Source organism: Stenotrophomonas sp. 14P6.2.3 (assembly GCF_057799055.1).
The window spans coordinates 35,145-60,726 of sequence record NZ_JBYOLA010000002.1; the positions used below are offsets into that span (position 1 = coordinate 35,145).

At 65.8% G+C, this 25,582-nt stretch carries 22 protein-coding genes and 3 tRNA genes; 16 read left to right on the forward strand and 9 right to left on the reverse strand.

Annotated elements, in window-relative coordinates; all coding sequences use genetic code 11:
- Positions 1 to 12: 12 nt before the first annotated feature.
- A complete protein-coding gene (locus AC27VL_RS01890; protein WP_089240323.1) occupies positions 13 to 528 on the reverse strand; it encodes a hypothetical protein in 516 nt (171 codons plus the stop codon).
- A 32-nt stretch (positions 529 to 560) separates the two neighbouring features.
- Positions 561 to 1,454 (reverse strand): 4-hydroxy-tetrahydrodipicolinate synthase, encoded by an 894-nt coding sequence (dapA, locus tag AC27VL_RS01895; protein ID WP_089240321.1) that lies wholly within the window; start codon positions 1,452 to 1,454, stop codon positions 561 to 563.
- Positions 1,455 to 1,618: 164 nt separating this feature from the next.
- Here dapA and AC27VL_RS01900 point away from each other — a divergent pair, with 164 nt between their 5' ends.
- From AC27VL_RS01900 to AC27VL_RS01945, 10 genes are all read left to right on the forward strand, one after another.
- Positions 1,619 to 2,179 (forward strand): glycine cleavage system transcriptional repressor, encoded by a 561-nt coding sequence (locus AC27VL_RS01900; protein ID WP_025879444.1) that lies wholly within the window; start codon positions 1,619 to 1,621, stop codon positions 2,177 to 2,179.
- A gap of 91 nt (positions 2,180 to 2,270) precedes the next feature.
- A complete protein-coding gene (locus tag AC27VL_RS01905; RefSeq protein ID WP_089240319.1) occupies positions 2,271 to 2,750 on the forward strand; it encodes a peroxiredoxin in 480 nt (159 codons plus the stop codon).
- Positions 2,751 to 2,834: 84 nt separating this feature from the next.
- On the forward strand, positions 2,835 to 4,235 hold the full coding sequence (locus tag AC27VL_RS01910) for a PhoH family protein (RefSeq protein WP_100552169.1): 1,401 nt from the start codon (positions 2,835 to 2,837) through the stop codon (positions 4,233 to 4,235).
- Positions 4,232 to 4,738: a hypothetical protein gene (locus AC27VL_RS01915; protein ID WP_488765413.1), complete on the forward strand. Its 507-nt coding sequence runs from the start codon at positions 4,232 to 4,234 to the stop codon at positions 4,736 to 4,738. Before AC27VL_RS01910 ends, AC27VL_RS01915 begins: the two co-directional genes overlap by 4 nt.
- A 9-nt stretch (positions 4,739 to 4,747) precedes the next feature.
- Positions 4,748 to 5,416 (forward strand): YoaK family protein, encoded by a 669-nt coding sequence (locus tag AC27VL_RS01920; RefSeq protein WP_100552167.1) that lies wholly within the window; start codon positions 4,748 to 4,750, stop codon positions 5,414 to 5,416.
- A gap of 323 nt (positions 5,417 to 5,739) precedes the next feature.
- Complete coding sequence (gene thiD / locus AC27VL_RS01925; protein WP_100552166.1) at positions 5,740 to 6,549, forward strand: bifunctional hydroxymethylpyrimidine kinase/phosphomethylpyrimidine kinase; 810 nt, start codon at positions 5,740 to 5,742, stop codon at positions 6,547 to 6,549.
- A complete protein-coding gene (locus AC27VL_RS01930; protein ID WP_100552165.1) occupies positions 6,546 to 7,472 on the forward strand; it encodes an alpha/beta hydrolase family protein in 927 nt (308 codons plus the stop codon). Before thiD ends, AC27VL_RS01930 begins: the two co-directional genes overlap by 4 nt.
- Positions 7,463 to 7,539 (forward strand) — tRNA-Arg (locus tag AC27VL_RS01935). Before AC27VL_RS01930 ends, AC27VL_RS01935 begins: the two co-directional genes overlap by 10 nt.
- 69 nt (positions 7,540 to 7,608) lie before the next feature.
- Positions 7,609 to 7,685: transfer RNA gene (locus AC27VL_RS01940), tRNA-Arg, on the forward strand.
- Positions 7,686 to 7,717: 32 nt separating this feature from the next.
- A tRNA-Arg gene (locus tag AC27VL_RS01945) sits at positions 7,718 to 7,794 on the forward strand.
- Positions 7,795 to 8,400: 606 nt separating this feature from the next.
- Here the strand turns inward: AC27VL_RS01945 and AC27VL_RS01950 are convergent.
- A complete protein-coding gene (locus AC27VL_RS01950; RefSeq protein WP_488765414.1) occupies positions 8,401 to 9,321 on the reverse strand; it encodes a LysR family transcriptional regulator in 921 nt (306 codons plus the stop codon).
- A gap of 140 nt (positions 9,322 to 9,461) precedes the next feature.
- Here AC27VL_RS01950 and AC27VL_RS01955 point away from each other — a divergent pair, with 140 nt between their 5' ends.
- Positions 9,462 to 10,163: a pirin family protein gene (locus tag AC27VL_RS01955; RefSeq protein WP_099820122.1), complete on the forward strand. Its 702-nt coding sequence runs from the start codon at positions 9,462 to 9,464 to the stop codon at positions 10,161 to 10,163.
- A 54-nt stretch (positions 10,164 to 10,217) separates the two neighbouring features.
- On the opposite strand, the gene AC27VL_RS01960 is transcribed toward AC27VL_RS01955, so the two are convergent.
- The 5 genes from AC27VL_RS01960 to AC27VL_RS01980 all read right to left on the reverse strand — a co-directional run bounded on the left by AC27VL_RS01960 (position 10,218) and on the right by AC27VL_RS01980 (position 15,692).
- Positions 10,218 to 12,413: a TonB-dependent siderophore receptor gene (locus AC27VL_RS01960; protein WP_191078951.1), complete on the reverse strand. Its 2,196-nt coding sequence runs from the start codon at positions 12,411 to 12,413 to the stop codon at positions 10,218 to 10,220.
- A 157-nt stretch (positions 12,414 to 12,570) separates the two neighbouring features.
- Positions 12,571 to 13,266: an alpha/beta hydrolase gene (locus AC27VL_RS01965; protein WP_089240303.1), complete on the reverse strand. Its 696-nt coding sequence runs from the start codon at positions 13,264 to 13,266 to the stop codon at positions 12,571 to 12,573.
- 94 nt (positions 13,267 to 13,360) lie between these two features.
- On the reverse strand, positions 13,361 to 14,152 hold the full coding sequence (locus AC27VL_RS01970) for a Fic family protein (RefSeq protein ID WP_488765415.1): 792 nt from the start codon (positions 14,150 to 14,152) through the stop codon (positions 13,361 to 13,363).
- A gap of 2 nt (positions 14,153 to 14,154) precedes the next feature.
- The gene (locus AC27VL_RS01975; protein ID WP_488765416.1) at positions 14,155 to 14,991 is read right to left on the reverse strand and encodes a hypothetical protein; all 837 of its coding nucleotides are present in this window, start codon (positions 14,989 to 14,991) and stop codon (positions 14,155 to 14,157) included.
- 2 nt (positions 14,992 to 14,993) lie between these two features.
- Positions 14,994 to 15,692, reverse strand: a complete 699-nt coding sequence (locus tag AC27VL_RS01980) for a hypothetical protein (RefSeq protein ID WP_191078954.1) — start codon at positions 15,690 to 15,692, stop codon at positions 14,994 to 14,996.
- A gap of 394 nt (positions 15,693 to 16,086) precedes the next feature.
- Here AC27VL_RS01980 and AC27VL_RS01985 point away from each other — a divergent pair, with 394 nt between their 5' ends.
- The gene (locus AC27VL_RS01985) at positions 16,087 to 17,226 is read left to right on the forward strand and encodes an MFS transporter (RefSeq protein ID WP_488765417.1); all 1,140 of its coding nucleotides are present in this window, start codon (positions 16,087 to 16,089) and stop codon (positions 17,224 to 17,226) included.
- Between the two features lie 88 nt (positions 17,227 to 17,314).
- On the opposite strand, the gene AC27VL_RS01990 is transcribed toward AC27VL_RS01985, so the two are convergent.
- Positions 17,315 to 18,466 carry an alpha/beta hydrolase gene (locus AC27VL_RS01990; protein WP_100552160.1) on the reverse strand — a complete coding sequence of 384 codons (1,152 nt, stop codon included), beginning with the start codon at positions 18,464 to 18,466 and terminating at the stop codon, positions 17,315 to 17,317.
- A 183-nt stretch (positions 18,467 to 18,649) separates the two neighbouring features.
- Here AC27VL_RS01990 and AC27VL_RS01995 point away from each other — a divergent pair, with 183 nt between their 5' ends.
- From AC27VL_RS01995 to AC27VL_RS02010, 4 genes are all read left to right on the forward strand, one after another.
- On the forward strand, positions 18,650 to 19,996 hold the full coding sequence (locus tag AC27VL_RS01995; protein ID WP_488765418.1) for a c-type cytochrome: 1,347 nt from the start codon (positions 18,650 to 18,652) through the stop codon (positions 19,994 to 19,996).
- On the forward strand, positions 19,993 to 20,919 hold the full coding sequence (locus AC27VL_RS02000) for a c-type cytochrome (protein ID WP_488765419.1): 927 nt from the start codon (positions 19,993 to 19,995) through the stop codon (positions 20,917 to 20,919). The genes AC27VL_RS01995 and AC27VL_RS02000 overlap by 4 nt, the downstream gene beginning before the upstream one ends.
- A 118-nt stretch (positions 20,920 to 21,037) precedes the next feature.
- Positions 21,038 to 23,416 (forward strand): TonB-dependent receptor, encoded by a 2,379-nt coding sequence (locus AC27VL_RS02005; RefSeq protein WP_100552157.1) that lies wholly within the window; start codon positions 21,038 to 21,040, stop codon positions 23,414 to 23,416.
- A gap of 10 nt (positions 23,417 to 23,426) precedes the next feature.
- On the forward strand, positions 23,427 to 25,535 hold the full coding sequence (locus tag AC27VL_RS02010) for a phosphocholine-specific phospholipase C (RefSeq protein WP_488765420.1): 2,109 nt from the start codon (positions 23,427 to 23,429) through the stop codon (positions 25,533 to 25,535).
- Positions 25,536 to 25,582 lie beyond the last annotated feature (47 nt).

The following is a 25,582-nucleotide window of genomic DNA, read 5'->3' on the forward strand; positions in this document are numbered from 1 at the left end:
CGCTACCGGCCATTACGGGGCCAGCTTCGCCTTCAGCGCGGCAATCAGCTTCACCGGCGCTGCGGCGGTAGCCGGCAGGCCACGCGGGTCGACCGCGGAGATGTAGGCACCGGCGTCGACGGCGACCACGCGGACCAGGAAGTTGCTGCCTTCATAGGCCACGTCGTACGAGCCCAGCAGCTGCGCGCGGGTAGCGATGGTCAGGCCTTCCACGCCTTCCAGCGCGGTACCGACCTTGGCGAAGGCTTCATCCTTGCTGCCGGCAACGGTGAAGCCGGTGGCGCTGACGGCCGGGGTGGCGGCAGCCGGGGTGGCCGGCTTGGTCGCCGAGCTCAGGGTCGGCACCTGGTTGTTGCCGGCGCCTGCCGGCAGGTTCAGGTCCGGCGGCACTTCCAGCGGACGCACTTCCGGGGCCAGGGCATAGTCACCCTTGACGCCACGCTTGAAACAACCGGTGGTGCCGGCGGCGACAGCTACAGCAAGCAGGGCGTAGGACAGCACGCGGACGGCGGAAACGGATTGGCGCATGTGAATCTCCTGGATCAGACCAAGACGGAAGGTCAGTGGCTGGAAAGGGCTTCGAGGGCGGCGATATCGCCGGCGAGATGGTCGGCGGCAGGCGTGTGTGCTGCCGAAAGCGGCAGCAGCGGCAGGCGCAGATCGTGACCGATGCCGATCCGACGCAACAGCGCCTTGACCGGAATCGGGTTGGATTCGATACCGCAGAAGTCATGGAACGGCTGCAGGCGCGCATCCCAGGATTCGACGGCTTCATGGTCGCGGGCAGCGGCCAGGTCGCACATCCGGCGGTAGGCGCCGGGCAGCACGTTGGAGCCAACCGAGATCAGGCCGTCCATGCCGGCCTGGATCGAACGTGCGGCAGTGCCGTCATCACCGGTGAGCACGGCGAAGGTCGCGCTGCGCAGGTCCAGCAACGCGCGCACGCGACCGGTATCACCCACCGCTTCCTTGATGCCGACGATGTTCGGATGGCTGGCGAGCTCGGCCACGGTCTCCGGCAGCATGTCGCAACCGGTCCGGCCTGGCACGTTGTACAGCACCACCGGCAATCCCGCCTGGTCAGCGACCGCGCGGTAATGCGCGATCAGGCCAGCCTGGGTCGGCCGCACGTACGGCGGGGTGACCACCAGCGCGTGGGTGGCACCGAGCGCGGCGGCGCGACGGGTCTGCTCGATGGTCTTGGCGGTGCCGGACAGGCCGGTGCCGGCCAGGACCGGAACGCGGCCGGCGATGCGCTCGACCGCGCTGGCCAGCAGCTGGTCGTACTCCGCATCGGACAGGGTGGCTGCCTCGCCGGTGGAGCCGGCAACGACAACGCCTTGGACGCCGCCCTCCAGCTGCAGGTGCAGCAGGCGCTGCCAACCGTCGGGGTCGAGTGCACCGTCGGCCCGGAAGGGGGTCGCCAGCGCGGTGATGAGGCCGGAAAGGGACAAGGACGTGCTGCTCTTGGCTGGGGAGGGAAAACGCCCGCCACGAAAGGCCGGGGGCGATCTGAATGTTACTTGCGGCGCGAAAGCACGGGCAAGTATGCTGGACACCGGTGGATCCCCGCCTCTGGCGGGCATTCAGACTAACGCATGCATTACCCGGAATCGCCTTGACCGACACCACCCCGCGCCCAGCGCCGAGCGAAAACCACCTCCTGATCAACGCCTATACGACGCATCCGGAGTCCCCTCTGTTGTCCGTCACCCGTCGCATCGCCGACAGCGGGTGCAATCTGGTGGATGCACGTCTGGCCACTGTGGGCCGCGATGTCTCGGTGACCGCACTGGCCACCGGCTCCTGGGATTCGGTCGCCAAGCTGGAAGCGATGCTGACCCGGCTCGAACGCGAGGAAGGCCTGAAGCTGGTCTGGTACCGCACCGAAGCCAAGCAGGCGCAGTCCAACCTGCTGCCGTACATCGTCGAGGTGATCGCCGCCGACAAGCCGGGCATCCTGTTCCAGCTGGCCGATTTCTTCGATCGCCAGGGCATCACCATCGAGACCCTGCAGAGCACGCGCTACCGCGCCATGCAGACCGGTGCGGAAATGTTCAGCGCACAGGTCACGATCGGCGTGCCGGCCAACATGCACATCGCTGCCCTGCGCGACGATTTCCTCGAGTTCTGCGACCACTTGAACCTGGACGCGATCATGGACCCGATGAAGTTCTGATTGAAACCCGGATTTTTCGCGCGCTCCTCACGGGCGCGTGGCGTTTCATGCAATTGTCGTAGAAAGAACCCAGGCTCGACAGAAGGACCTCATGAATAACGGCGATACCCTGGACAGCACCACCCTCTCCCTGCCGCTGGCGCTGTCCGGCGGCGCCCAGGCCACCCTCGGCGATTACGCCGGCCAGTGGCTGGTGCTGTACTTCTACCCCAAGGACAGCACCCCGGGCTGCACCACCGAGGGCATCGACTTCAACGCACTGCTGCCCGACTTCAGGAAGGCAGGCGCAGTCGTGCTTGGCGTCTCCCGCGACTCGGTGAAGTCCCACGACAACTTCTGTGCCAAGCAGGGCTTCGCGTTCCCGCTGGTCAGTGATGCCGACGAAGCGCTGTGCACCGCCTTCGACGTCATCAAGATGAAGAACATGTACGGCAAACAGGTACGTGGCATCGAGCGCAGCACCTTCCTGATTTCCCCCGACAGCCGCATCGTGCAGTCATGGCGCAAGGTCAAGGTCGCCGGCCATGCCGACGCCGTGCTTGCCGAACTGAAGGCCCATCCCTCCAAGTGAGTCCCATCGCCCACTTTGTCCGCCACCACCCTGCCCTGCAGCAGGTCGTGGTGGTTTTTCCCTGTCCGTAACCAGGAACCGATGATGACCCGAGGCAAGCGCATCTACGTGCTGGATACCAACGTGCTGATGCACGATCCCACCGCGCTGTTCAAATTCGAGGAGCACGATGTCTACCTGCCCATGCAGGTGATCGAGGAGCTGGACAACGGCAAGAAGGGCACGACCGAAGCGAGCCGCAATGCGCGCCAGGTCAGCCGCTTCCTCAACGAGCTGGTGCAGGCTTCGGGCCTGGACAACCTGGCCGAGGGCATTCCGCTGCAGCGGCCGCAGGGCCTGCAGCTGCGCGGCAAACAGAGCGTGGGCAAGCTGCGCTTCCAGACCAGCCATTTCGACGCGGGCAAGAGCTTTGGCAAGGTCATCCCGGACAACGCCATCCTCGGCGCGATCCTGGCGCTGAAGGAAGAAACGCCGGAAATCCCGGTGGTGTTCGTCTCCAAGGACATCAACCTGCGGATCAAGGCGGCCATCGCCGGCATCGTTTCGGAAGACTACGAGAACGACCGTGCGCTGGACGATTTCAGCCTGCTCTACACCGGCGCCACCGAGCTGCCGGAAGACTTCTGGAAGCGCCACGGCGACGATCTGCGCAGCTGGAGCGACAAAGGCCGCACCCATTACGAAGTGCTCGCCCAGGACGGCGAAGAGTGGTACCCGAACCAGTACGTCTACCTGCCGGGCGAAGACGAAGTCGAGCTGCGTGTCAGCAAGATCGTCGGCGATGGCAAGGTGGTGCTGTCCCTGGTCGATGACTTCCGCCACGGCAGCCACGCCGTGTGGGGCATCAGCGCGCGCAACCGCGAACAGAACTTCGCGCTCAACGCACTGATGGACCCGGAAATCGACTTCGTCACCCTGCTCGGCACCGCCGGCACCGGCAAGACCCTGCTGGCGCTGGCCGCCGGCCTGGCGCAGACGATGGACCAGCAGCGCTACCGCGAGATCATCATGACCCGCGCCACGGTCAGCGTCGGCGAGGACATCGGCTTCCTGCCCGGCACCGAGGAAGAGAAGATGACGCCGTGGATGGGCGCGTTGACCGACAACCTGGAAGTACTGACGCACAACCAGGAAGGCGGCACCTGGGGCCGCCAGGCGACCAACGACCTGCTCGCCAGCCGTATCAAGATCCGTTCGATGAACTTCATGCGCGGCCGTACGTTCCTGTCGCGTTACCTGATCCTGGACGAGGCGCAGAACCTGACGCCCAAGCAGATGAAGACGTTGATCACCCGTGCTGGCCCCGGCACCAAGATCGTCTGCCTGGGCAACGTCGAACAGATCGACACCCCCTACCTGACCGAAACCACGTCGGGCCTGACCTACGCCGTGGACCGCTTCAAGAACTGGCCACACAGCGCGCACATCACGCTGCGTCGCGGTGAACGCTCGCGGCTGGCCGATTACGCGTCGGAGGTGTTGTGAACCGTTGCACCCGTCTGCTGCTGCCCTCGATGGCGGTCGCCATCACCACGCTGCTGGGTGCCTGCGCGACCACGCAGGGACCGGCCAGCGTGCCGACCACCGAACGCAGTGGCCAATCCTGGGTGGTCACCCGCCCGATCATCGCCGCACAGGTAATCGATACCTGCTCGCGCCCCAGCCCCGGCCGCGAGGCCGGGCGGGTCAGCGGCTACTGGGCACCGAGCCGGCAGCAGGTGGACCAGCTGGAAGCGAAGCTGGCAACGCTGGAAACGCAGGTGCCGCACGTCATGGATTTCGATCGCCAGTACGTCGGCATCGAGCTGGACGGAAAGCGGGTGATCTACATCAACGCGTTCCATCTGCCTGAAGACAACCGTCTGCGGCCCGCCCGCGAAGCGGTGCGGGTCTGCGATGGTGGCGCGCAGTTCTGGGGCGCGGTCTTCGATCCGGCCAGCGGCACCTTCAACGAGTTGCAGTTCAACGGCGGCTTCGGCGGGCCCTGAGGGCCCGCCATGGGAATCCGCCTGCCCACCTGGGTCTGGATCGGCGCGGTCGCGCTGTCGTGCGTGGCCGGCATGGTCAATGTGGTCGGCTTCCTGGGTTTTGAGCACCAGGCGGTCAGCCACATGACCGGCAGCACCAGCCAGCTCGGCATGGCGTTGGCGCAGGGTGATTGGCGCGCGGTCGGCCACCTGTGGGGTCTGCTGATCGCGTTCTCACTGGGCGCGATGGTCAGCGGGCTGCTGATCCAGGACAGCGCACTGCAGCTGGGCCGCCGCTACGGTGTAGCACTGGCGCTGGAATCGCTGTTGCTGCTGGTGGCCATTCCGCTGTTCAAGCAGCATCAGATCTGGGGCGCACTGGCAGCCGCGATGGCCTGCGGACTGCAGAATGCGATGGCCACCACCTTCAGTGGTGCCGTCGTACGCACCACCCATCTCAGCGGCATGTTCACCGACCTCGGCATCGGCCTCGGCCACCTGCTGCGCGGACTGCCGCTGCAGATACGACGCCTGACCCTGAGCGGCCTGATCATCAGCGGCTTCCTTGCAGGCGGCGTCATCGGCGCCTGGCTGTTCGTGCGCTGGCAGTACGACGCCCTGCTCGCCCCCGCCCTGCTGACCGGACTGACCGGTCTGGGCTATGTGTTCTACCAGCAATGGGCACGCTGGCGGCGCTGAGCATGGCGTCATCCACGCATGGCGTGGGTCTACGTTGTCCCTCCGATCATTTCCGCGATATCCACGCATGGCGTGGATCTACTGCAGGAAGCCGTCAGAGGCGGGGCGGTGTCGGATTGCGGGGTGTCCGCGCCATGGATGGCGCGGCCAAGCCTACAGGGACGTACTTGCGGCGTCCCCGCAATCCGACACCGCCCCGCCTCCCGCGCAGAAATCCAGAGCCGCTGTTGCTGTTGCTGTTGCTGTTGCCCCGGCTTCTGCGGGTGCCGGGTGCAACCCGGCCGGCACTACCCCCACACTGGGCAGCACGGCACAATCACTGCATGAGCCCGACTACCCCCGTTTCCGCCCTGACCATCGCCGGCTCCGATTCCGGCGGCGGCGCCGGCATCCAGGCCGACCTGAAGGCCTTCGCCGCCCATCGCGTGCACGGCCTGTCGGTGATCGCCGCACTGACCGCGCAGAACACCCGCGGCGTCAGTGCCGTGCACGTACCACCGATCGACTTCCTGCGCGCGCAGATCGAGGCCTGCTTCGACGACTTCGACATCCATGCAGTGAAGCTGGGCATGCTGGCCAACGCCGAGGTGATCCACACCGTGGCCGATGCACTGGAACGCCATCGACCACCGCACGTGGTGCTCGACCCGGTGATGGTCGCCACCAGCGGCGCTCGCCTGCTGGAGGACAGCGCGCTGCAGGCAATGCGCGAACGGCTGCTGCCATTGGCCACCCTGGTCACCCCCAATGCACCGGAAGCGGAGCTGCTGGTCGGCCGCAGCATCACCAATGGCAACGACGCAGAGCAGGCCGCCGCCTCACTCCTTGATCTGGGTGCCGGCGCGGTGCTGCTGAAGGGCGGCCACCTGCATGAAGGCAACCGCGTGGTCGACCGTTACTTCGATGGCGTCAGCAGCGAAGAATTCATCCATGCCCGCCTGCCCTTGGATGCGCACGGCACAGGCTGCACGCTGGCCTCGGCCATCGCCGCGCAGCTGTGCAACGGGCTGAGCCTGGCCAACGCCTGCGAAGCCGGCATCGATTACGTAGCGCGCGGCTTGCAGCAGGGCTACGCGCCCGGCCGCAGCGAGGTGCTGGTACTCGACCACTTCGGCGCGGCACCGCACGCATGAGCGATTCGCCACGCGCACTCGCCGTGGACAGCGGCGATGGCCACCGTTACGAGGTCATCGCCTGCGTGCCTGCACAGCCGCTGGCGCGGTTGTTGTGGCTGCCGGCGCTGGGCGTGGCCGCACGCCATTACCTGCCCCTTGCGCAGGCACTGGCCGCCAGGGGCGTGGCGGTCTACCTGCACGAATGGCGCGGCAATGGCAGCAGCTCGCTGCGCCCGTCGCGCACCGAGGACTGGGGCTACCGGCAGATTCTCGACCGCGACCTGCCGGCCAGTCAGGCCCTGCTCGCCGATGCCGATGCTGGCCAGAACGCGCTGCCATGGATCATCGGTGGTCACAGCCTGGGCGGCCAACTGGCCTGCGTGCACGCCGGGCGCCAGCCGCAGGCATTCGATCGATTGTGGCTGGCCGCCAGCGGTACACCCTTCTGGCGCACGTTCCCGCCACCGCGTGGCTGGTTGCTGCCCCTGATCTATCGCTTCCTGCCATGGATCGCGCGACGCCAGGGCGTGCTGCACGGGCGCCGGCTGGGCTTCGGCGGCACCGAAGCACGTGGATTGATCGCCGACTGGGCGCGCGTAGGGCTGAACAATCACTACGCTGCCGTCGGCATGGACGAGGATCTGGACGCGCAGATGGCGCGTGTGCATGGCAGTGCGCAGGCGGTGCTGATGGAACACGATTGGCTGGCGCCTATCGGATCGATGCAGGCGCTGCTGGCGAAACTGCCGAATGTCGCCTCACAGCTGCGCGTGCTTTCTGCGCAGGACCTGGGTACGCGAGCTGACCACTTCGCGTGGATGAAACACCCGGAGGCTGTCGCAGAGGCGTTTTTCATTCAGTTGGGTGAAAATTTTCACAAAAGCGTTGACGACTCGCGCCGACATCCGCATAATTCCGCTCCTGTCGCAGGGCGCCCGTAGCTCAGTTGGATAGAGTACCTGGCTACGAACCAGGCGGTCGGGAGTTCGAATCTCTCCGGGCGCACCACTCGACAGACCTTCAGCATCCGCCGCTGGAAGTGCAGTAAAATAGAGAAGTAAGTTGATTGTGTACCGCGCGCCCGTAGCTCAGTTGGATAGAGTACCTGGCTACGAACCAGGCGGTCGGGAGTTCGAATCTCTCCGGGCGCACCACACACGATCAACACAACAAGTTTATGTAATTGGCGCCCGTAGCTCAGTTGGATAGAGTACCTGGCTACGAACCAGGCGGTCGGGAGTTCGAATCTCTCCGGGCGCACCATTACACCGAAACAGCAGGCCTCGGCCTGCTGTTTTTTTTGTGTTTTTTGGCAGGGCTGCGCCCTGCACCTGCAGAGGCAACAGCAACTGCAGAAGCTGGCATTCCGTGGGGTGGCGGGGCGGTGTCGGATTGCGGGGACGCCGCAAGTACGTCCCTGTAGGCTTGGCAGCCGCATCCATGCGGCTGACACCCCGCAATCCGACACCGCCCCACCTCTGACAGTTTCCGATGTCTGGTAGATCCACGCCATGCGTGGATGACTCCATCAAATTCGAATACTTCGACAATTGAACGAAGAGCATCCACGCATGGCGTGGATCTACGTGTCGACCAAGGTCGACACCTACCAGCCGCACAGAACGCCATCCCGACAGATTGCGGAAATCTGTCGAAGGCGGGGTGGGTCCGGTTGCGGGGGTGTAAGCGCCATGGATGGCGCGCCCAAGCCTACAGGGACGTACTTGCGGCGTCCCCCGCAACCGGACCCACCCCGCCATCCCACGGAATACCCGCTGTTGCTTTGGCTTTGGCTTTGGCTGTTACCGTTGCTGTTGCTGTTGCTGTTGCTGTTGCCTCGGCGGGTGCAGGGCGCAGCCCTGCCGAACCCTACCCCTCTGCCATCGTCTGCCACCACTGCGCCAGCAGCTCCGGCCGTCGCAGGCGTTCGCGCCACCAGCGCAGGGCCGCGCCATCTTCGCCGGTGCGCCACGCCAGCCAGAAGGTCTCTTCCGGCTTGTGCTCCTCGACCTCACGGATCACCAGCTGGCCACGTGCCACCGCCGCGCGCGCGCAGGGCTCGGGCAGGAAACCGAATCCCAGCCCCTGGCACTGCAGCTTCAACTTGCTGGCCATGTCCGGCACGGTCAACGTCTCCTGGCCCATCAACAGGCCCACCGTTCGTGGCAGCAGCCGCCGTGCCGAGTCGGATACCGCGATCGCGCAGTACGGCGCCAACTGCTCGCGGCCCAGCACACCCGGCACCGTCGCCAGTGGATGCTCCGGCGCCACCGCAAACACGAAACCCACGCTGCCCAGCGGCTCGACCACGTAGCCCCCGCCACTGGGACCCTCGCCCGGTGCACCGACCAACAGGTCGGCGCGCCGGTCCAGCAGTGCTTCCCAGGTGCCGGACAACGCCTCGCCAAACAGGCGCAATCGGGTCGGCGCCGCCACCTCACGGAATGCAGCAATATCCGACCCCAGCAGCCAGGTCGGAAACACCGAATCCACCGCCAGGGTCAATTCAGCCTCCCAGCCCGAGGCTACCCGACGTACCCGCAGCTCAAGCTCCCGGGCCGCTCGCAGCAGGTGCCTGCCCTCCTCCAGCAACGCGCGCCCGGCCTCGGTCGGCTCCGCCCGCGGGCCGATCCGGTCGAACAGCTGCACCCCAAGGTCCTCTTCCAGCTTGGCCACGGTGTAGGAAATGGTCGAGGGCACCTTGTGCAGGGCCTTGCCGGCGCCGGCGAAGGAACCACGCCGGTCGATGGCGTCCAGGATCTGCAGGGCATCGAGGCTGAGCTTGAGCATTCGAAATTTTCGATGATGGCTTTCAAAACTATCCGTTTTTCAAACCCAAGGTGCAAGCGGATACTTCTCACCAACGGGGAAACACAGGGGTTACCAACCCACCCCGCACCATCGAAACCATCGAACAAGGAGATTCCATCATGCTGCAGATCCGCAAGAGCGCTACCCGTGGCCTGGCCGAGCATGGCTGGCTGTCCTCGCGCCATACCTTCTCGTTCGCCAGCTACTACGACCCCCGCTATGTGAGCTTCGGCCCGCTGCGGGTCATCAACGAAGACAAGGTGACCGGCGGCCAGGGTTTCGGCACCCACAGCCACAGCAACATGGAGATCGTCTCCTACGTGCTGGGTGGCGCACTGGAGCACAAGGACTCGATGGGCACCGGTTCGGTGCTGCGCTACGGCGACGTGCAGCGCATGAGCGCCGGCAGCGGTGTCAGCCACAGCGAGTTCAACCATTCGGCCACCGATCCGGTGCATTTCCTGCAGATCTGGATCTTCCCGCAGACCGAGAACATCACGCCGTCGTATGAGGAGACCCACTTCACGCCGGAGAGCAAGCGCGGCCAGCTGCGCCTGATCGCCTCGCCGGATGGCGCCGATGGCTCGCTGCACATCCATCAGGATGCGCGCATCTTCGCCACCATCCTCGATGGCGAGCAGAAGCTGCATCACGCCCTGGCTGCCGGCCGCGGCGCGTATGTGCAGGTGGCGCGGGGCCAGCTGCAGGTCAACGGCATCACCCTGGAAGCGGGTGACGCGCTGCAGGTCAGCGACGAGGCACAGCTGACCCTGGAAAACGGCAACGACGCCGAAGTGCTGGTGTTCGACCTGCCGCTGTAACCCACACGCCCGCGATGCCGTCCGGCATCGCGGGCTTGTCATGTCGCAACGCGATCAGAACTTGTACGTCACCGCCAGCCGCACGTTGCGCGGCTCGCCCCAGGTGTAGGTGCTGTACCAGCTGAAGATCGTGTAATAGCGCTTGTCCAGCAGGTTGTTGACGTTGACGGTGGCCGACAGGCGATCGTTGAACTGGTAGCGCGCCATGGCATCCAGCAGCCAGTACGGCTGGGTGCGATGGACCACCGACGCACCATTGGCCGGGTTGGTGATGGTGCCGAACGTGGAATCCTGCCAGCGCGCGCCGCCACCGACGGTCAGCCCCTGCCAGTCGCCGCGCAGGCGGTAGCTGGTGTGCAGGCTGAACTGGTTTTCCGGCTCCAGCGTGGACACCTTGGTCCCTGCCTGGCGGGCGATCTTGTGCGCAAAGCCGCCCTGCACCTGCCAGCCCTCGGCCAGTTGTCCGGACAACTCCAGTTCGTAGCCCTTGGTGCGCACGCCCATCAATCCGCGATAGGCGATATCGCCGGTCGGCGTCTTGCCACCGGTAGGCTGGGCGAAATTGTCCTGGTCAAGCTGGAACAGCGCCGCGCTGGCATTGAAGCGGCCGTCGAAGAACTCCGCCTTCAGGCCCATTTCATAGCTGCGGCCTTCCAGCGGATCCAGTGCCTTGCCCTGTTCGTCGCGCTCACCCTGCGGCTTGAAGATGGTGCTGTAGCTGGCATACACCGAATAGTGCTCGCCGAGGTCGTAGACCACGCCGGCATACGGCACGAACACGCCGGTCTCGCGCGTCTGCGGCGAACGGTAGCTGGCCAGGCGGCTGCCGACGATCACCTTCAACGGGTCGGCCACATCGAAGCGACCGACCACGTACAGGCCGTTCTCGCGTGTCACTTCATTGTTGCCGTAACCGCGCTGCCATTCCGGTTCCGGGATATCACCCTTCCAGCTGTTGTAGTCGGCAACGGCGGTCGGATAGCCGGGCTGCGGCGAATAACCGGTGTTGGTCCAGCGCTTGCGCGACGCACTGCCGCCGACCACCAGTTCATGCTGACGGCCGAACAGGCCGAAGTTGCCGCTCAGGTAGAAGTCGGCAGCGTTGCTGACCGTCTTGCCGACGTACTTGCCCAGCCACAGCGAGACGCCTTCGCCGGTGACCGGATCGGGATTGCCGCCGGCCGCACCCGCCAGCGCGGCATCGTAGCCATTGACCTGGTGGTTGAGCTGCAGCTTGGCCACCCAGTCGTTGTCGAACGTATGTTCCAGCGTGGCAAAGCCGGTGCGCACGTACTGGCGCCAGCCACTCCAGCGGGTACCGTTGTTGAACGAGCGCGGCATGTCATTGAAATTGCCCTGGCTGTCCAGCAACGGAATGCCGCCCCAGGTCGAGCCCTTGGGATCGCTCTCCAGCACGTCGCCACCCACGGTCAGCAGCGTGCGTTCGCCCAGATCGGCTTCCAGCACGGCATAGCCGACCTTGCTGGTGCGCTGGTAGAAATCCAGATTGGAATGCTTGTCCTGCCAGGCACCTACCGCGCGCCCACGCACGCGGCCGTCGGCCGTCAGCGGGCCGCCGACATCGACTTCGGCGCGGTAGTCGTCCCAGCGGCCGACGCCGAGCGTCGCACTGCCGGCAAATTCCTTGCCCGGCTTCTTGCGCACCAGGTTGATGGTCGCGCCGGGATCGCCCATGCCGGTCAGCAGGCCGGTGGCACCCTTGAGCACTTCGATGCGGTCGTAGATCGCGGTATCGCTGAGCGTATTGCCCGCGGAATAGGCCGAGTCGCGCGACATCGGGATACCGTCGTACTGGAAGTTCTGCACGGCAAACCCACGTGCGTAGTACTCGGTGCGCTCGCTGTCGTAGGTGACGATGCTGATGCCCGGGGTCACCCGCATCACGTCATCGATGCCATCCAGGCCGAAGTCGTCCATCTGCGCACGGGTGATCACGCTGATGGTCTGCGGGGTCTGTCGCGGCGTCAGTACCAGGCGGGTGGCGGTAGCGATGGTGCCCGGCGTATAGGCGCCGCTGCCTTCGGTGATGGTGCCCAGCTGGTTGGCGGTGACCTGCACGGTCTGCAGGGTCTGCGAGGGCGTTTTGCCCTCCTCTTCAGCCGGTGCGGATTGCGCCGAGGCGGCGCCGGCAGCGGCCACTGAGCTCAGCAGAAGACCATGGGCAAGGGCCCTCGCCAACGGGCGACGACGCAGGGAGAGCACGGAAAAACGGACAGGCACAGACGACACGACGGGACCTCCACGAAGGGGTGGGATCCTCTGGCGGCGGCTCGAGGGGAAGGGGGGAATGGCGGCCAAGGGCCGCAGGCGCAGGAGTTTACTCTCCTGCGCCCCCGCTGTCGTGGGTGGCGCCCGGGTCTGAGCAGGCGCTGCCCCGTGGCAAACGTCAGCCGTCGACGGCCGCCACCGCCTCCAGGATCAGTGCCGCCACCTCGGCCGGATGCGAGGCCAGCGAGGCATGGCTCGCTTCCAGCTGCAGCAGGCGCTTGGGCTGCATGCGTTCGGCCATGGCCTTCTGGTTCTGTGGCGAGATCATCCGGTCCTGGCTGGAAAGCTGGTACCAGCTCGGCTTGTGCTTCCACGCCGGATCGCTGATCGCATCGCCGAAGGTGCTGGCCAGCGGCGCCTTCTGGGTCACCGCCATCACCCAGCCTTCGTCGGCGCTGAGATCCTGGCAGAAGCTCTCATGGAACTTGTCGGCACGCAGCCACAGATAGCCATCGCTGTCCGGGGCGAGGTTCGGTGCCGCTTCGGGCAGGTGCTGCTGGGTAATGCCGCCGGGGCTCTCACCACTGTCCGGCGCAAACGCGGCGATGTAGACCAGGCCCTGCACGTTGGGCTGGTTGCCGGCTTCGGTGATCACCGCGCCACCATACGAGTGCCCGACCAGCACGACCGGGCCATCGATCTGGCGGATCATCCGGCGCGTCCGCTCGGCGTCGTTGACCAGCGAGGTCAGCGGCAGTTCGACCGCCTTCACCTGGTCGTGGCCCTTGCGGTGCAGTTCCAGGATCACCTTGGCCCAGTGTGCGGCCCCGCCCCAGAAGCCATGGACAAGGAGGATGGTCGGTGTGGTGCTCATGCGCTGATCTCCGGCAGCGGCCGGGCGGAATGCCGACCGTCGGGCTACTTTGCGCAGGCGACGTTAATCCCTGGTGAGGCTTTGGAGTCGGAATTCAGACGTGCGGTTCTGGTGTGCGCTTCAACAGTGCATCGATCTTCTGATACTCCTCGAGCACTGCCAGCCGACCATGTTGCGGGCATAGCGCTGGGAGAAATGTGTCAGCCAACGACAATGCCTCGCCGTAGCACGTTGCCAGCATCGAAAAGTCACCTGTGCGGGCGCACATGGCAGCGAGGTGGAACAGCCGTCCCCGCCCACGGTGCAGCAGAATCAGGCCCAGCATCAACCGAGGCGCGGCGTGGCCATCATGCGCAAGCACATCGGCGGCAAACAGCATGCGTGCCGTGCGCCCATTGCCATCGGCAAACGGATGGATCGACAACAGCACCAGATAGGTGGCCAGTGCCCGCTCGATACCCGACCGTTCCGCATGCCGACGCCGTGCGTTGAACAAGCGCACCGACGCTCGCATGGCCTCCACCGCTGGCGGTGCGCGGAACCGTCGACTGTAGGAATTCTGCGTCACGATCCCAATCCCCTGCATGCGCTGCACCGGGCGCATGCAGGTGATCGTTTCCAGTGCCGTCGATAGCTGCCCCAGCGTGCATGCACTGAGCGCCCGGTCGAGCGACAGTTCGAGTATTCCCTGCGCGTGCAGCCGCTCATGACGTTCCAGGTTCCGCTCAAAAACCTCGGAATGATTAAATGAATCATGCAGCAGCAGAGCGGTTACTACTGGCAACGGACAGGTGATGTCCCGCCGAAGCGGGACATCACACGCCAGGCGCAGCTCGGTAAAGGCATCAGCAATCCACTGACTGCTGCAGGTGAAGGTGATATCCATGGCTACTGGCGCTCGTAGATGGTAACCAGCTGGTCTGCGACGCCCGATCGGCTCAGTTGATACAGGTCGTTCCACTGCGCTGCGTTCGGGCGTGGATCCACACTGGGCGGTGCCAACCCCTGCAGTCGAGCATCTTCGGCAAGCGCGCGCAGGAACTCACGAGACTGGATCTGCACCTGCTTCGGTGACGCCAAGGCGTCCACGTCGGCCATTACGGTATCCATCAGGTACTGCACGGTGTGATCCCCCAGCGCCAGTGGCACCTCCAGGCGAGCTCGAAGTACGCCGGCACTATCCCGATTCGTAGGTCCAAAGCGCTCCTCGTAGAGCGCGCGCTCGGCAACCGCACCTTGTTGATAGGCATACAAAGCACCATGAGCACCGGCATCGAAATGCTGGCTCATGGCCAGCATGTACTCACCACGCTTCTTGAATGCAGAACCCGCTATCGTCAAAAGCCGCGGATCGCGGGTTCCTGCCAGTTGTCGCGGATCGACCGACTCTGCCTCTGCCAAGTCGGCAGCTTTCGGGTAGTGATGCCGATCCATCCATGCCGCCTCTTCAACCGACAACGCGATCAGACGGGGATCGCCAGCAAACGCCTCCCGCACCGTCAGTGTGCGCTGCTGCGGTGGTTTCTTCATGGATGCCATGGCTTCGGCGTCACGATGCGCCATCATCCCCGCCATCGCGTCGCTGTAGGGTTGCAGTAAATGATCCTCATGATCTGCCGATTGCAGCGGATCGACATCCTCCCCGACATATGAATCCAGAAGCCACAGTCCGCCACCGCAGATCAGGACCGCCAACAGGCTTGCAGCCTTCCAGCTGAACTTCATGGTCAGCTCCCGAACCCGAGATGATCGCAGTAGTTCTTGAAGGCAGCGCTGGATGTACGGCAGGCCGCGTCCATCTGCGACCGGTCATAGGCCGGCTGGGAAGTCCAGGGCTCGATCCACTCCCACTGCAGAAACCTTGCATACGCCGTGGCCTGGCCTATCACGAATACACCTAATGCCGGGAATGCACCGCCGAGCTTCTGCTGCCCATCCGCGATCATGTCCTGCCGAAGACGTTCATCGCACTGATGCTTGTCATTGCCATGGGTTCCGTAGCACATGTCATGCGCATCACAGGCCGCTTTGAACATCGCTCCGAACGCCGCCGCACCGCCCTGCAATGCCCCAGGTGCAACCAGAAAATCCGGCACCGGTACGCCACCCGCCGTGCCACAGCCATTCACCGTCAGAACCGGCGGGTTGTAGAGATCACAGCCATGACCGTCCCACGCGTAGCCCGGGGCATCGGTACACCATGAGATCTTGTGATACTCATCGCGCGGATCGGACGAACCGTCACCACCGCCCCAGCCACCTCCAACACCACCGCCCCCACCAGGGTTTGGAAGGAAGGGCGGATAGACCCAGCACCCCGAACCCGTGCAGGTACTGGTTCCTGCTATTGCGCCGTCTGCAACGGCGCCGCCTCCCAGCCCAAGAACGCTGGCCACGACCAGCTTCAGCGCGCGCGATGAGTTCATTGACGATCTCCTCCGTGAATGGAAACGCGGTGAGCAGGGATTCCCTGCACCGGTCGCTTCTGCGCGACGGAGAGACCTTAGGAGGTGCTTCGTGGGCCCTGTATCAGGAAATGTCCTTGCTTCCGCCAAGGATTCCGCTCCTGCTGGTGCAAAGCTGGCGGAGGATCACACTTCCATGCGCGCGACATCCGCGCGAGCCGTTGCGCGAGCATCGACGCAGCGCACCGTTGCTGCAGGTACCAACGCCACAATGGCCCGAATGCGTTACTCACAATGGAAAACCAGAGGAATCACGACGATGCATTCGTATTCGACATTCGATGTCATGCATGGCACTTGCCCGGGTCCCGTGAAAACGTTTTCATAAAGGGATCCTCTGGAGCCTTCCTCGCGCATGACGCCTTCTTCTCCCCGCGCCCAGCAGCACGCCACCCGCGCTGCATTCTTCATTCCCGGCTTTGCCACCGCTGCCTGGGCACCGATGGTGCCCTACGCCAAGGCCAAGGCCGGGTTGTCCGATGCCAGCCTCGGCGGGCTGCTGCTGTGCTTGGGGCTGGGTTCATTGCTTGCGATGCCGCTGGCAGGTGCATTGACCGCGCGCCTGGGCTCGCGCCGCTTGATGATCGCCACCACGGCCTTGATCCTGCTCGCGCTGCCGCTGCTGACGCTCGCCCCCACGCCGCTGGCACTGGGGGCGACGCTGTTCGTGTTCGGTGCGGGTGTGGGCGCGATGGACTGCACGATGAACATGCAGGCGGTGGCCGTCGAGCGCGATGCCGGCCGCCCGATGATGTCCGGCTTCCACGCGTTCTACAGCATCGGCGGCTTCGTCGGCGCCGGCTGCATGACCGGCCTGCTGGTTCTGGGCACGCCACTGTGGCTGGCGTCATTGGTCGCCGTGGCGGCGATGCTGCTGGTGGCCCTGCTGTCGGCACCGCACTGGCGCCCGCAGCGCATCCTGCATGACGGCCCGATGCTGGCCGTGCCGCATGGCGTCGTGCTGTTCATCAGTGTGCTCGCCTTCGTAGTGTTCCTGGCCGAGGGCTCGATGCTCGACTGGAGTGCGGTGTTCCTGGCCGAAGTGCGGCAGGTGCCGCGCGACCAGGCCGGTGCCGGCTTTGCCGTGTTCACGCTGGCGATGACCGCGATGCGCCTGTTCGGCGATGGCATCGTCGAGCGCCTTGGCCGCACCCGCACCATCGTCATTGGCGGCATCACCGCGGCGGGCGGTTTCGCACTGGCCACATTGGTGCCCTCCTTCGCGATGGCGCTGTTCGGCTACGTGCTGGTGGGCCTGGGATGCGCCAACATCGTGCCCGCCCTGTTCTCGATGGCCGGCCAGCAGCGCGCGATGCCGGAGAGCATTGCGATCACAGCAGTCACCACGCTGGGCTATGCCGGCATCCTTGCGGGCCCCGCAGCGATCGGCGCGCTCGCCCACGCCACCAGCCTGGGCTTTGCCTTCCTGTGCGTGGCGGCGATGCTGCTGGGCGTCGCGGCATCGGCGCGTTCGCTGGCGCGCCGCCTGCCCTGAAGCAAAAAGGGGACGGAGGGGATTAAGTCGTTTCCTGCACTAGCAGGCCGAATGCGACTTAATCCCCTCCGTCCCCTTTTTTGAAGGCTCAGCTGCGCGCTGGGGTCTTTGCCGGTGCATCGACGCCGTGCACCAGCCACTCGGCCTGTGCGGGCAATTGGGGCGCTGGGCACGCGGACTTCGGGTGGTGCTCGTCCCGCGCCATCCAGTCATCCACCACGCCGGCCAGCAGGTCCAGCCGCAGCGGCAGGGTGATGTGATCTTCGCCGCGCATCTCGATGTAGTGCGCACGCGGGTTGGCCTGTGCCAGCGCACGCCCCTGGCTGACCGGAATGTGCTGGTCGCCCTGCCCGTGCAGCAGCAGCACGCAGGCACGGGTATCGGCCAGCGCGCGTGCCACGTCCACCTGGTCCAGGTCCACGTCGATGCGGCGGCTGGCGGCGGCCACCACCTGGTTGATGTCCTGGCCGCCGTAGCGCCAGCGTGCATACGAAGCGATGGCCTGTGCCTTCAAGCCTTCCGGCTGCAGGGCCATCAGATGCGGAATCATGGTGCGGATCGCTACGCCGGCATTGGCGAACGATTCCATCGCCACCACGCCGGCAACCTGGTCGCCCAGCTTGTCGGCGGTGAACAGTGCGGTGGCAGCGCCATAGGAAACGCCGAACAGGTACAGCGGGCCAGTCACTTCGCCGCGCGCGCGCAGCGCAGCGATGACATCCACCACATCGTCCGATTCATAGGTGCCGTAGCCGGAGGGGCCGGCGCCGGACTGGCCATGGTTGCGCAGGTCCAGGGTGACCACGCGGTAGCCCGACTCGGCCAGCTGCAGCGACCACGGCAGCATCGAATCGCCGTTCATCATCCAGCCGTGCAGCAGCACCACGGTGCCACGCGGCGCCTGCGCGCGGAACGGCTGCGGTACCGCCAGGCTCAGCCCGGTATCCAGCGGCAGGCCGTTCTGGTGCTGCTGCGGCAGGTAGTGGTAGCGCGCGCCATAGTCGCCCGGGTCGAAAGCACGCCAGAAGATCGGCACGCCATCACGGCCCGCAGCGAAACCATGCCGGTTCGGCAACGCAGCCACCGCTGCGGCGATACGCGGCTGATCAAGCAGGGTCGAAACGCCACCGGGCGCGATCAGGCGGTCGCTGAGCGAGGTGGACGAGGCGGTCATCGAAGAAGAGCATGCAGCCAGCCACAGGCCGGCGCACGCCAGCAAAAGCAGCAGCAGGCGCTTCATGGGCAGTCAGGGGAAAAGTGCGACAGCGTGGCAGGTTAGCGGTCGCGCCCGACGCCATCTATCGCAGCTGGATGACGGGTTGATGACAGCGCAGGATCGATTCAGCTTGTCACAATGTAGCGACCGGCCAAAGCATTGATCCGGATCAATGAACGCCTTCGCACGAATGGCCACAGTGCCAGCATGCGCACCCCGTTCAAGCTCGCCATTGCCTTGGCCGCCACATTGGCCGCCGCCTACGGCATCGCCCGCAGCACACCGTACTGGTTCGCCCCACGACAACAGGCCGAGGTCGATATCCACGACCCGACCCTGATCGAGCAGGGCCGGTATCTGTCACGTGCCGCCGACTGCGCCGCCTGCCATACCGCACCGGGCGGCAAGCCCTTCGCCGGCGGGCTCGGCATGCAGACGCCGATGGGCACGCTGTACTCGACCAACATCACCCCCGACGCAGATACTGGCATCGGCGCGTACGACTATGCGGATTTCGAGCGCGCGGTACGGCGTGGCATCCGCCATGACGGCCAGCCGCTGTATCCGGCAATGCCCTACGCCTCGTACGTGATCGCCAGCGATGCCGAGATCAAGGCGCTGTATGCCTACTTCATGGGCGCAGTGCAGCCGGTCCGGCAGGACAACGCTGACAGCACCATTCCATGGCCGGCCAACATGCGCTGGCCGCTTGCCTGGTGGCAGCTGCTGTTCGCGCGCCCGCGCAGCTTCACCCCCGATCCAACCCTGGATGCCGGCCAGCAGCGCGGCGCCGAACTGGTTGAAGGCCTGGCCCATTGCGGCGCGTGCCATACCCCACGCGGGCTGGCCTTCCAGGAAAAGGCGATGGCCGATGACGGCAGCCGCCAGTTCCTGTCCGGGTCGGTGCTGGAAGGCTGGTATGCGAAGAACCTGCGCAACGAATCAACTGGCCTCGCCAGCTGGAGCGAAGCCGAGATCGTCGAGTTCCTGCGCACCGGCCGTACCGATCGTTCCGCGGCCTTCGGTGGTATGGCCGATGTGGTCGAGCACAGCACGCAGTACCTGTCCGACGCCGATCTGCTGGCGATGGCGCGGTATCTGAAGCAGCTGCCAGCACGCGAAGGCCGCAGCGCGCAGTGGACGCCGGGCACCGACACCACTACTGCCGCACTGCGCGGCGGTGACTACCGGGTGGCCGGTTCGCTGGCCTACGCCGAACACTGCCAGGCCTGCCATCGTGCAGATGGACGTGGCATGCCACGGGTCTACCCTGCCCTGGCCGGCAACTCCATCGTGTTCGCCGACGATCCCAGCTCGCTGGTGCAGGTAACCCTGATCGGTGGACGCACGCCGCACACGCCGCATGACCGGATGGCGTTCACCATGCCGGGCTTCGAGCAGCTGCCCAATGCGCAGCTCGCCGACATCCTCACCTTCATCCGCAACAGCTGGGGCAACCAGGCCAGCGCGGTCAGCGAACTGGACGTGGCGCGCATGCGCCGGGTGGTGCGTGACAAGCCGGTGCATGTGGTCCCGCAGGAGACGGCGCAATGAGGCGTTCGAAGAAGCGTTCCAGAGCGATGATCGCCAGCGCAGTGGTTGCGGTGCTGCTGGCCGGCGCCGGCACGCTGCTGTACCAGCACCTGTACCCGGACCTGGATGCGGAGGTGGCGAGGACTCTGGATATCCTCGACGGTCACGGCCAGGTGGTGGGCCAGTACCACGTGCCCAGTGCCGAAGAGATCGCCAGCCTCGGCAACGCAGACGCGGTGATGTTCGGCCGTCGCCTGCTCAACGAGACCGCACGCCTGCTGCCGGACAACGTCGGCAACGATCTGAACTGCAATTCCTGCCACATGGCCGAAGGCAAGCGACCGTTCGGCAATCACTACTTCAACACCGGCGGTGGCAGCTACCCGCGCTACATGCCGCGCCCGGGCAGGGAAATCGATCTGGCCGAGCGCATCAACGGCTGCCTGCAGCGTTCGATGAACGGCAAACCGCTGGCCAAGGATGCACCGGAGATGCGCGCGATGCTGGAATACATGGCGTGGCTGAGCCGCCCGGTACCGGAGGGTGCACGCGTGGCCGCGCCCAGCGAAGGGCCGATCGACAGCACGCTGACGCCGGACCCGATACGTGGGCAGGCGCTGTATGCCGCGCAGTGCGCTGCCTGCCACGGCGACAACGGCGAAGGCCAGCGCGATGCCAGCGGCGATATCGCGTTCCCGCCGTTGTGGGGGGAGCGCAGCTTCAACATCGGTGCCGGCATGGCGCGGTTGTACAAGGCCGCTGGCTTCGTCAAGCACAACATGCCGCCGGCAGTGACCCGTGAACCGCCACTGGGCCAGCAGGTGATGCCCGACCAGGATGCGGTGGATATCGCCAGCTACTTCATCCACCAGCCGCGCCCGGACTTCGCCGGCAAGGCCAAGGACTGGCCACGCGACCCGAAACCGAAGGATGCGCGCTACTGAGGGACGCCGCCGGTGTTGCCGGCCGTCACACAACACACTCCCTGCATCTGCGCGTCACCGCCATGTCATCGGCGCTGCCGACACTCCCGGACTTTCCTCCCCTGAAGGTCCGGTTTCGATGCGAACGATTGCGCGCTTTCCCCGTATCTCGCTGCTTGCCCTGCTGATTGCTCCCGCACTGGATGCCCTGGCTGAAGCACCGCAGGGCGATGCAGCCGATACGCGAAGCGCCGACGCGCGGACCCTGGACCAGGTGCAGGTGATCGGCCAGGCCACCAGCTATGCCAAGACCTCGGTGCGGCAGGAAACCTTGAACCGGCAGACCGTGCTGAGCAGCGTCAATGGCGCGCTCAACGAAGTGCCCGGCGTGGTCGTCAGCGAAGCCGATGCCACTGGCTCGTCGGTCTGGGGCACGCAGATCAGCATGCGCGGCTTCGTCACCAACCGCGATACCCAGCAGATCGGCACCACCATCGACGGCCTGCCCAATGGCGGTTCCGGTTATGGCGGCGGCTCGCTGGCCAACCGCTACATCGACACGCTCGACCTGGAAACGGTGGAGGTGAGCCAGGGCACTGCCGATATCTCCTCGCGCTCGAACGAAGCGCTGGGCGGCACCCTGAACTTCCTCACCAGCGATCCACTGCAGGAACAGCGCCTGCGCATGGTGGTGGGTGCCGGTGACAATGAAGCACGCAAGTACTACGTACGCTACGACACAGGCCTGCTGGGCGGACACACCCGCGCATGGATCAGCGCATCGTCGGCGCGCGTGCATGACTGGATCGATGGCACCGGTCACACCAGCAACGACAACATCGCCGGCAAGTTCATCACCGAACTGGACCGCTGGACCCTGACCGGCTACCTGTCCTACAACGATGCCGACGAGCCGGAGTACACCAGCGTTTCACCGAAGGGCTTCGCCACCAACCCGGACCGCGACGGCCTGGTCGGCACCCTGACCGGCATTCCGTATCTGGACCAGAACTACCGCTCCGGTTCGCGCGCACTGCGCGAGAACACCTTCGGCTACCTGCGCGCGGCGTTCGATGGCGGCAACGGTTTCAAAGCCTCGATGGCTGCCTACGGGCACCGCATGCAGGGCCGCGGTGACTGGCTGCCGCCGTACCTGGCCGATGTCAGCGACGATGGCGCCGGTCGCCCGCAGTCGGAATACCTTGGCGGCAGGACGGTCTACGGCGGCAGCAACCGCGGCCAGATCTACTTCGTGAACCCCGATGGCAGTTCCGCCCAGCGTCTGGCCAACTGCACGCCGCGACTCGGCTTCAGCGCCGAGTACGACCCCAACTGCTACGCCGGCAATGTGCAGGGCGCACAGTCCTATCGCCACTCCCACTACGACAACGATCGCATGGGCGTCACCGCCGACGTCGAATGGCGGCAGACCTTCGGCGCGATCGACAATACGATCCGCGGTGGCCTGTGGGTGGAGAAGCTCGACCGTTCCGTGCGCCGCGACTGGCACCGCCTGCTCAACGTCGGCCAGGACATCGCCTTCGACCACCAGCCCTACTGGGTGCAGTTCGAAGACAAGTACAAGGTCGATGAGCAGATGTACTACGTCGAGGACGTGGCCCGCTTCGGCCCGTTCAGCGCGCGCCTCGGCGTGAAGCAGTTCTTCGTCGACCAGTCCCGTCGCCGTGTGATCGGCGCCACCGAGAATGTGAAGTCCGATTCGAAGTCCGATCCGCTGCTGTCCACCGGCTTTACCTGGGCCCCGGGTGTGGAGGGCATGGAGCTGTTCGCCGGCTACTCGCAGAACTTCGCGGCGATCCCCTCCGGGGTGTTGGGTGAAACCGATCCGCAGCGCTTCCGCAATGTCGAACCGGAAACCGCCGACAACATCGAACTGGGCATGCGCATCAGCCGCTGGCCGCTGACCGCTTCGGTCACCCTGTACAACATCAAGTTCGACAACCGCATCGTCTACCTGCCGGCCGGTCTGGTCAGCGGCATCGACTACCTCGGCGAGACCGATGGCGTCTACGAGAACTTCGGCGGCGTGGAGAGCAACGGCCTGGAAGCGGCCTTCGGCTACGGCTGGGACAATGGCTGGCGCATCAATGCCGCCTACACCTACAACCGCTCCAAGTACCTGGGCAGTGGCAACGACGCGCGCGACAGGCAGCTGGGCATCGTCGACGGTGCCAAGGTGATCGGCCAGCCCGAGCAGATCCTGGTGGTGTCGGCCGACTGGCAGGGTGAGAGCTGGAACTTCGGCCTGTCCGGTCGCTACCTCGGCGAGCGCTACCTGGATGCGGCCAACGTCAACAAGCTGCCTTCGGCCACCGTGTTCAACGCCAACATCGGTTTCGACCTGCAGGCCCTGTCGCCGCGCCTGAAGGGGATGGGCGCCAACCTGGTGGTGAGCAACCTGACCGACAAGCGCTATCTTGCAGGGGTGGACGGCCGCGACAACGCCTTCATCGGCGCTCCGCGCACCGTCGGCATCTCCTTCCGCGTGGACTTGTGAGTGTGACCCTGTGACCGATACCGGCCGACGCCGACTGTTGCAGGCCGGCGTCGCCGCCGGCCTTTCGCCGCTGCTGCCCAGCATCGCCCGGGCAGCAGCGATCGCCCCTGCTTCGCGCACGCGCAGCCTGCAGGACCTGCAGCACATCGTGGTGTTCATGCAGGAGAACCGTTCGTTCGACCACTACTTCGGCACCCTGCCGGGCGTTCGTGGTTTCGGCGACCGCTTCGTGGCCCCAGCGCCCCCTCTGCCCGGCGGCGACCACCTGCGCAGCCTTTGGCTGCAGCCCGACGCCAGTGGGCAACGCGCGATCGCCCCTTTCCCATTGGATACCGCTGCGCACTTCGGCTACATGCGGGTGGAAGGCACGCCCCACACCTGGCCTGACGCACAGCAGGCGTGGGACCACGGACGCATGGCGCACTGGCCCAAGGCCAAGCAGAACCATTCGATGGGCTACTTCCAGCGCAGCGACATGCCGTTCCAGTTCGCCCTGGCCGATGCGTTCACCCTCTGCGATGCCTACCACTGCGCGATGCAGGCCGGCACCAACCCGAACCGCGTGTTCCTGTGGACCGGCCACAACGATGCCCAGGCCCGCGCAGGCGGCCCGGTGATCGCCAATTCGCACGACAATTTCCCCGAGCAGGGCGGCCATCCGGAGTCATATCGCTGGACCAGCTATGTCGAGCGGCTGCAGCAGGCCGGCGTGTCCTGGCAGATCTACCAGGACATGGCCGACAACTTCACCGACAACCCGCTGGCCGGATTCGAGGCCTTCCGCCAGGCGCATCGCGGCGACCCGGGGCATGACCCGGAGCTGCGCGCACGCGGCGTCAGTACCCGTGGTCTGGCGCAGCTGCGCGAGGACGCGGTCAGCGGCCGCCTGCCGCAGGTCAGTTTCATCATCGCCGATGCGGCCGGCAGCGAGCATCCGGGGCCGTCCAGCCCCGCGCAGGGCGCCGCCTATACCGCGCGCCTGCTTGATGCATTGACCGCCGATCCCGAGGTCTGGAGCCGCACCGCCCTGCTGTTGATGTTCGATGAGAACGATGGCTTCTTCGACCATGTACCGCCGCCGGCACCGCCCTCTCCGCTTGGCGATGGCTGGGCCGGTGCATCGGCGGTCAGCACCGAGGGCGAGTACCACCGCAATCCGGCACCGGGCGACGGGAAATACGATGCCGCCGAGCTGCGCGGCCGCCCCTATGGTCTCGGCCCGCGTGTCCCGTTGTATGTGATTTCGCCGTGGAGCCGTGGCGGCTGGGTCGACTCGCAGGTCTACGACCACACCTCGGTGCTGCGCCTGATCGAGCGTCGCTTCGGCGTGGCCGCGCCGGACATCTCGCCGTGGCGGCGTGCGGTCTGCGGTGATCTCAGCAACGCCTTCGACTTCGCCCAGCGCGACACCCGCCCCTTCGTCAAGGCGCTGCCGGATGTCACCGCCGTCGCAGCGCGCGCCGCCGCCCTGCCCGGCCGTACCGTGCCTGCGCTGCCCGATGGCCTGCATCCGGCCCGCCAGGAGCCGGGCGTGCGTCCGGCGCGGGCACTGCCCTATCGGCCGCACGTGCAGGCCACGTCGGTGGATGGCGAGGGCCTCACCCTGCAGCTGGCCAGCGATGGCGCCACGGCCGTGCTGCATGTCTATGACCGCCTGCGTCTGGACGCCATCCCGCGCCGTTACACCGTGGTACCAGGTGCCCCGTTGCAGGATCGTTGGCCGCTGGATGCACAGGGTCGTTACGACCTCTGGCTGCTGGGGCCGAATGGATTCCATCGCCACTATCGCGGCGCTGGCGTGCTCGCGCCGCTGCATGCACAGGTGGAGCGTGCCGACGGCCAGCTGCGGCTGGTGCTGCGCAACCCATCGCCTTCAGCGCGCAGGGTCAAGGTGCAGGGCGGCGCCTACGCGGGCCACATGCCGGCACAGGAACTGCAGCTGGTGGCCGGCGCGGAAACCGTGCTGGCCTGGGACCCGACACCGACCGCAGGCTGGTACGACCTGATCGTGCACTCGGAGGGCGTCGAGCAACGCCTGGCCGGCCGTGCCGAAGATGGCCGTCCTGGTTCGAGCGACCCCGCCATGGGCACCGCACCGTTGCGCTTCGAACACGGCTGAAAGTACTTCCGTAGAGCCGGGCGCTTGCCCGGCTCTACAGGGCAGGA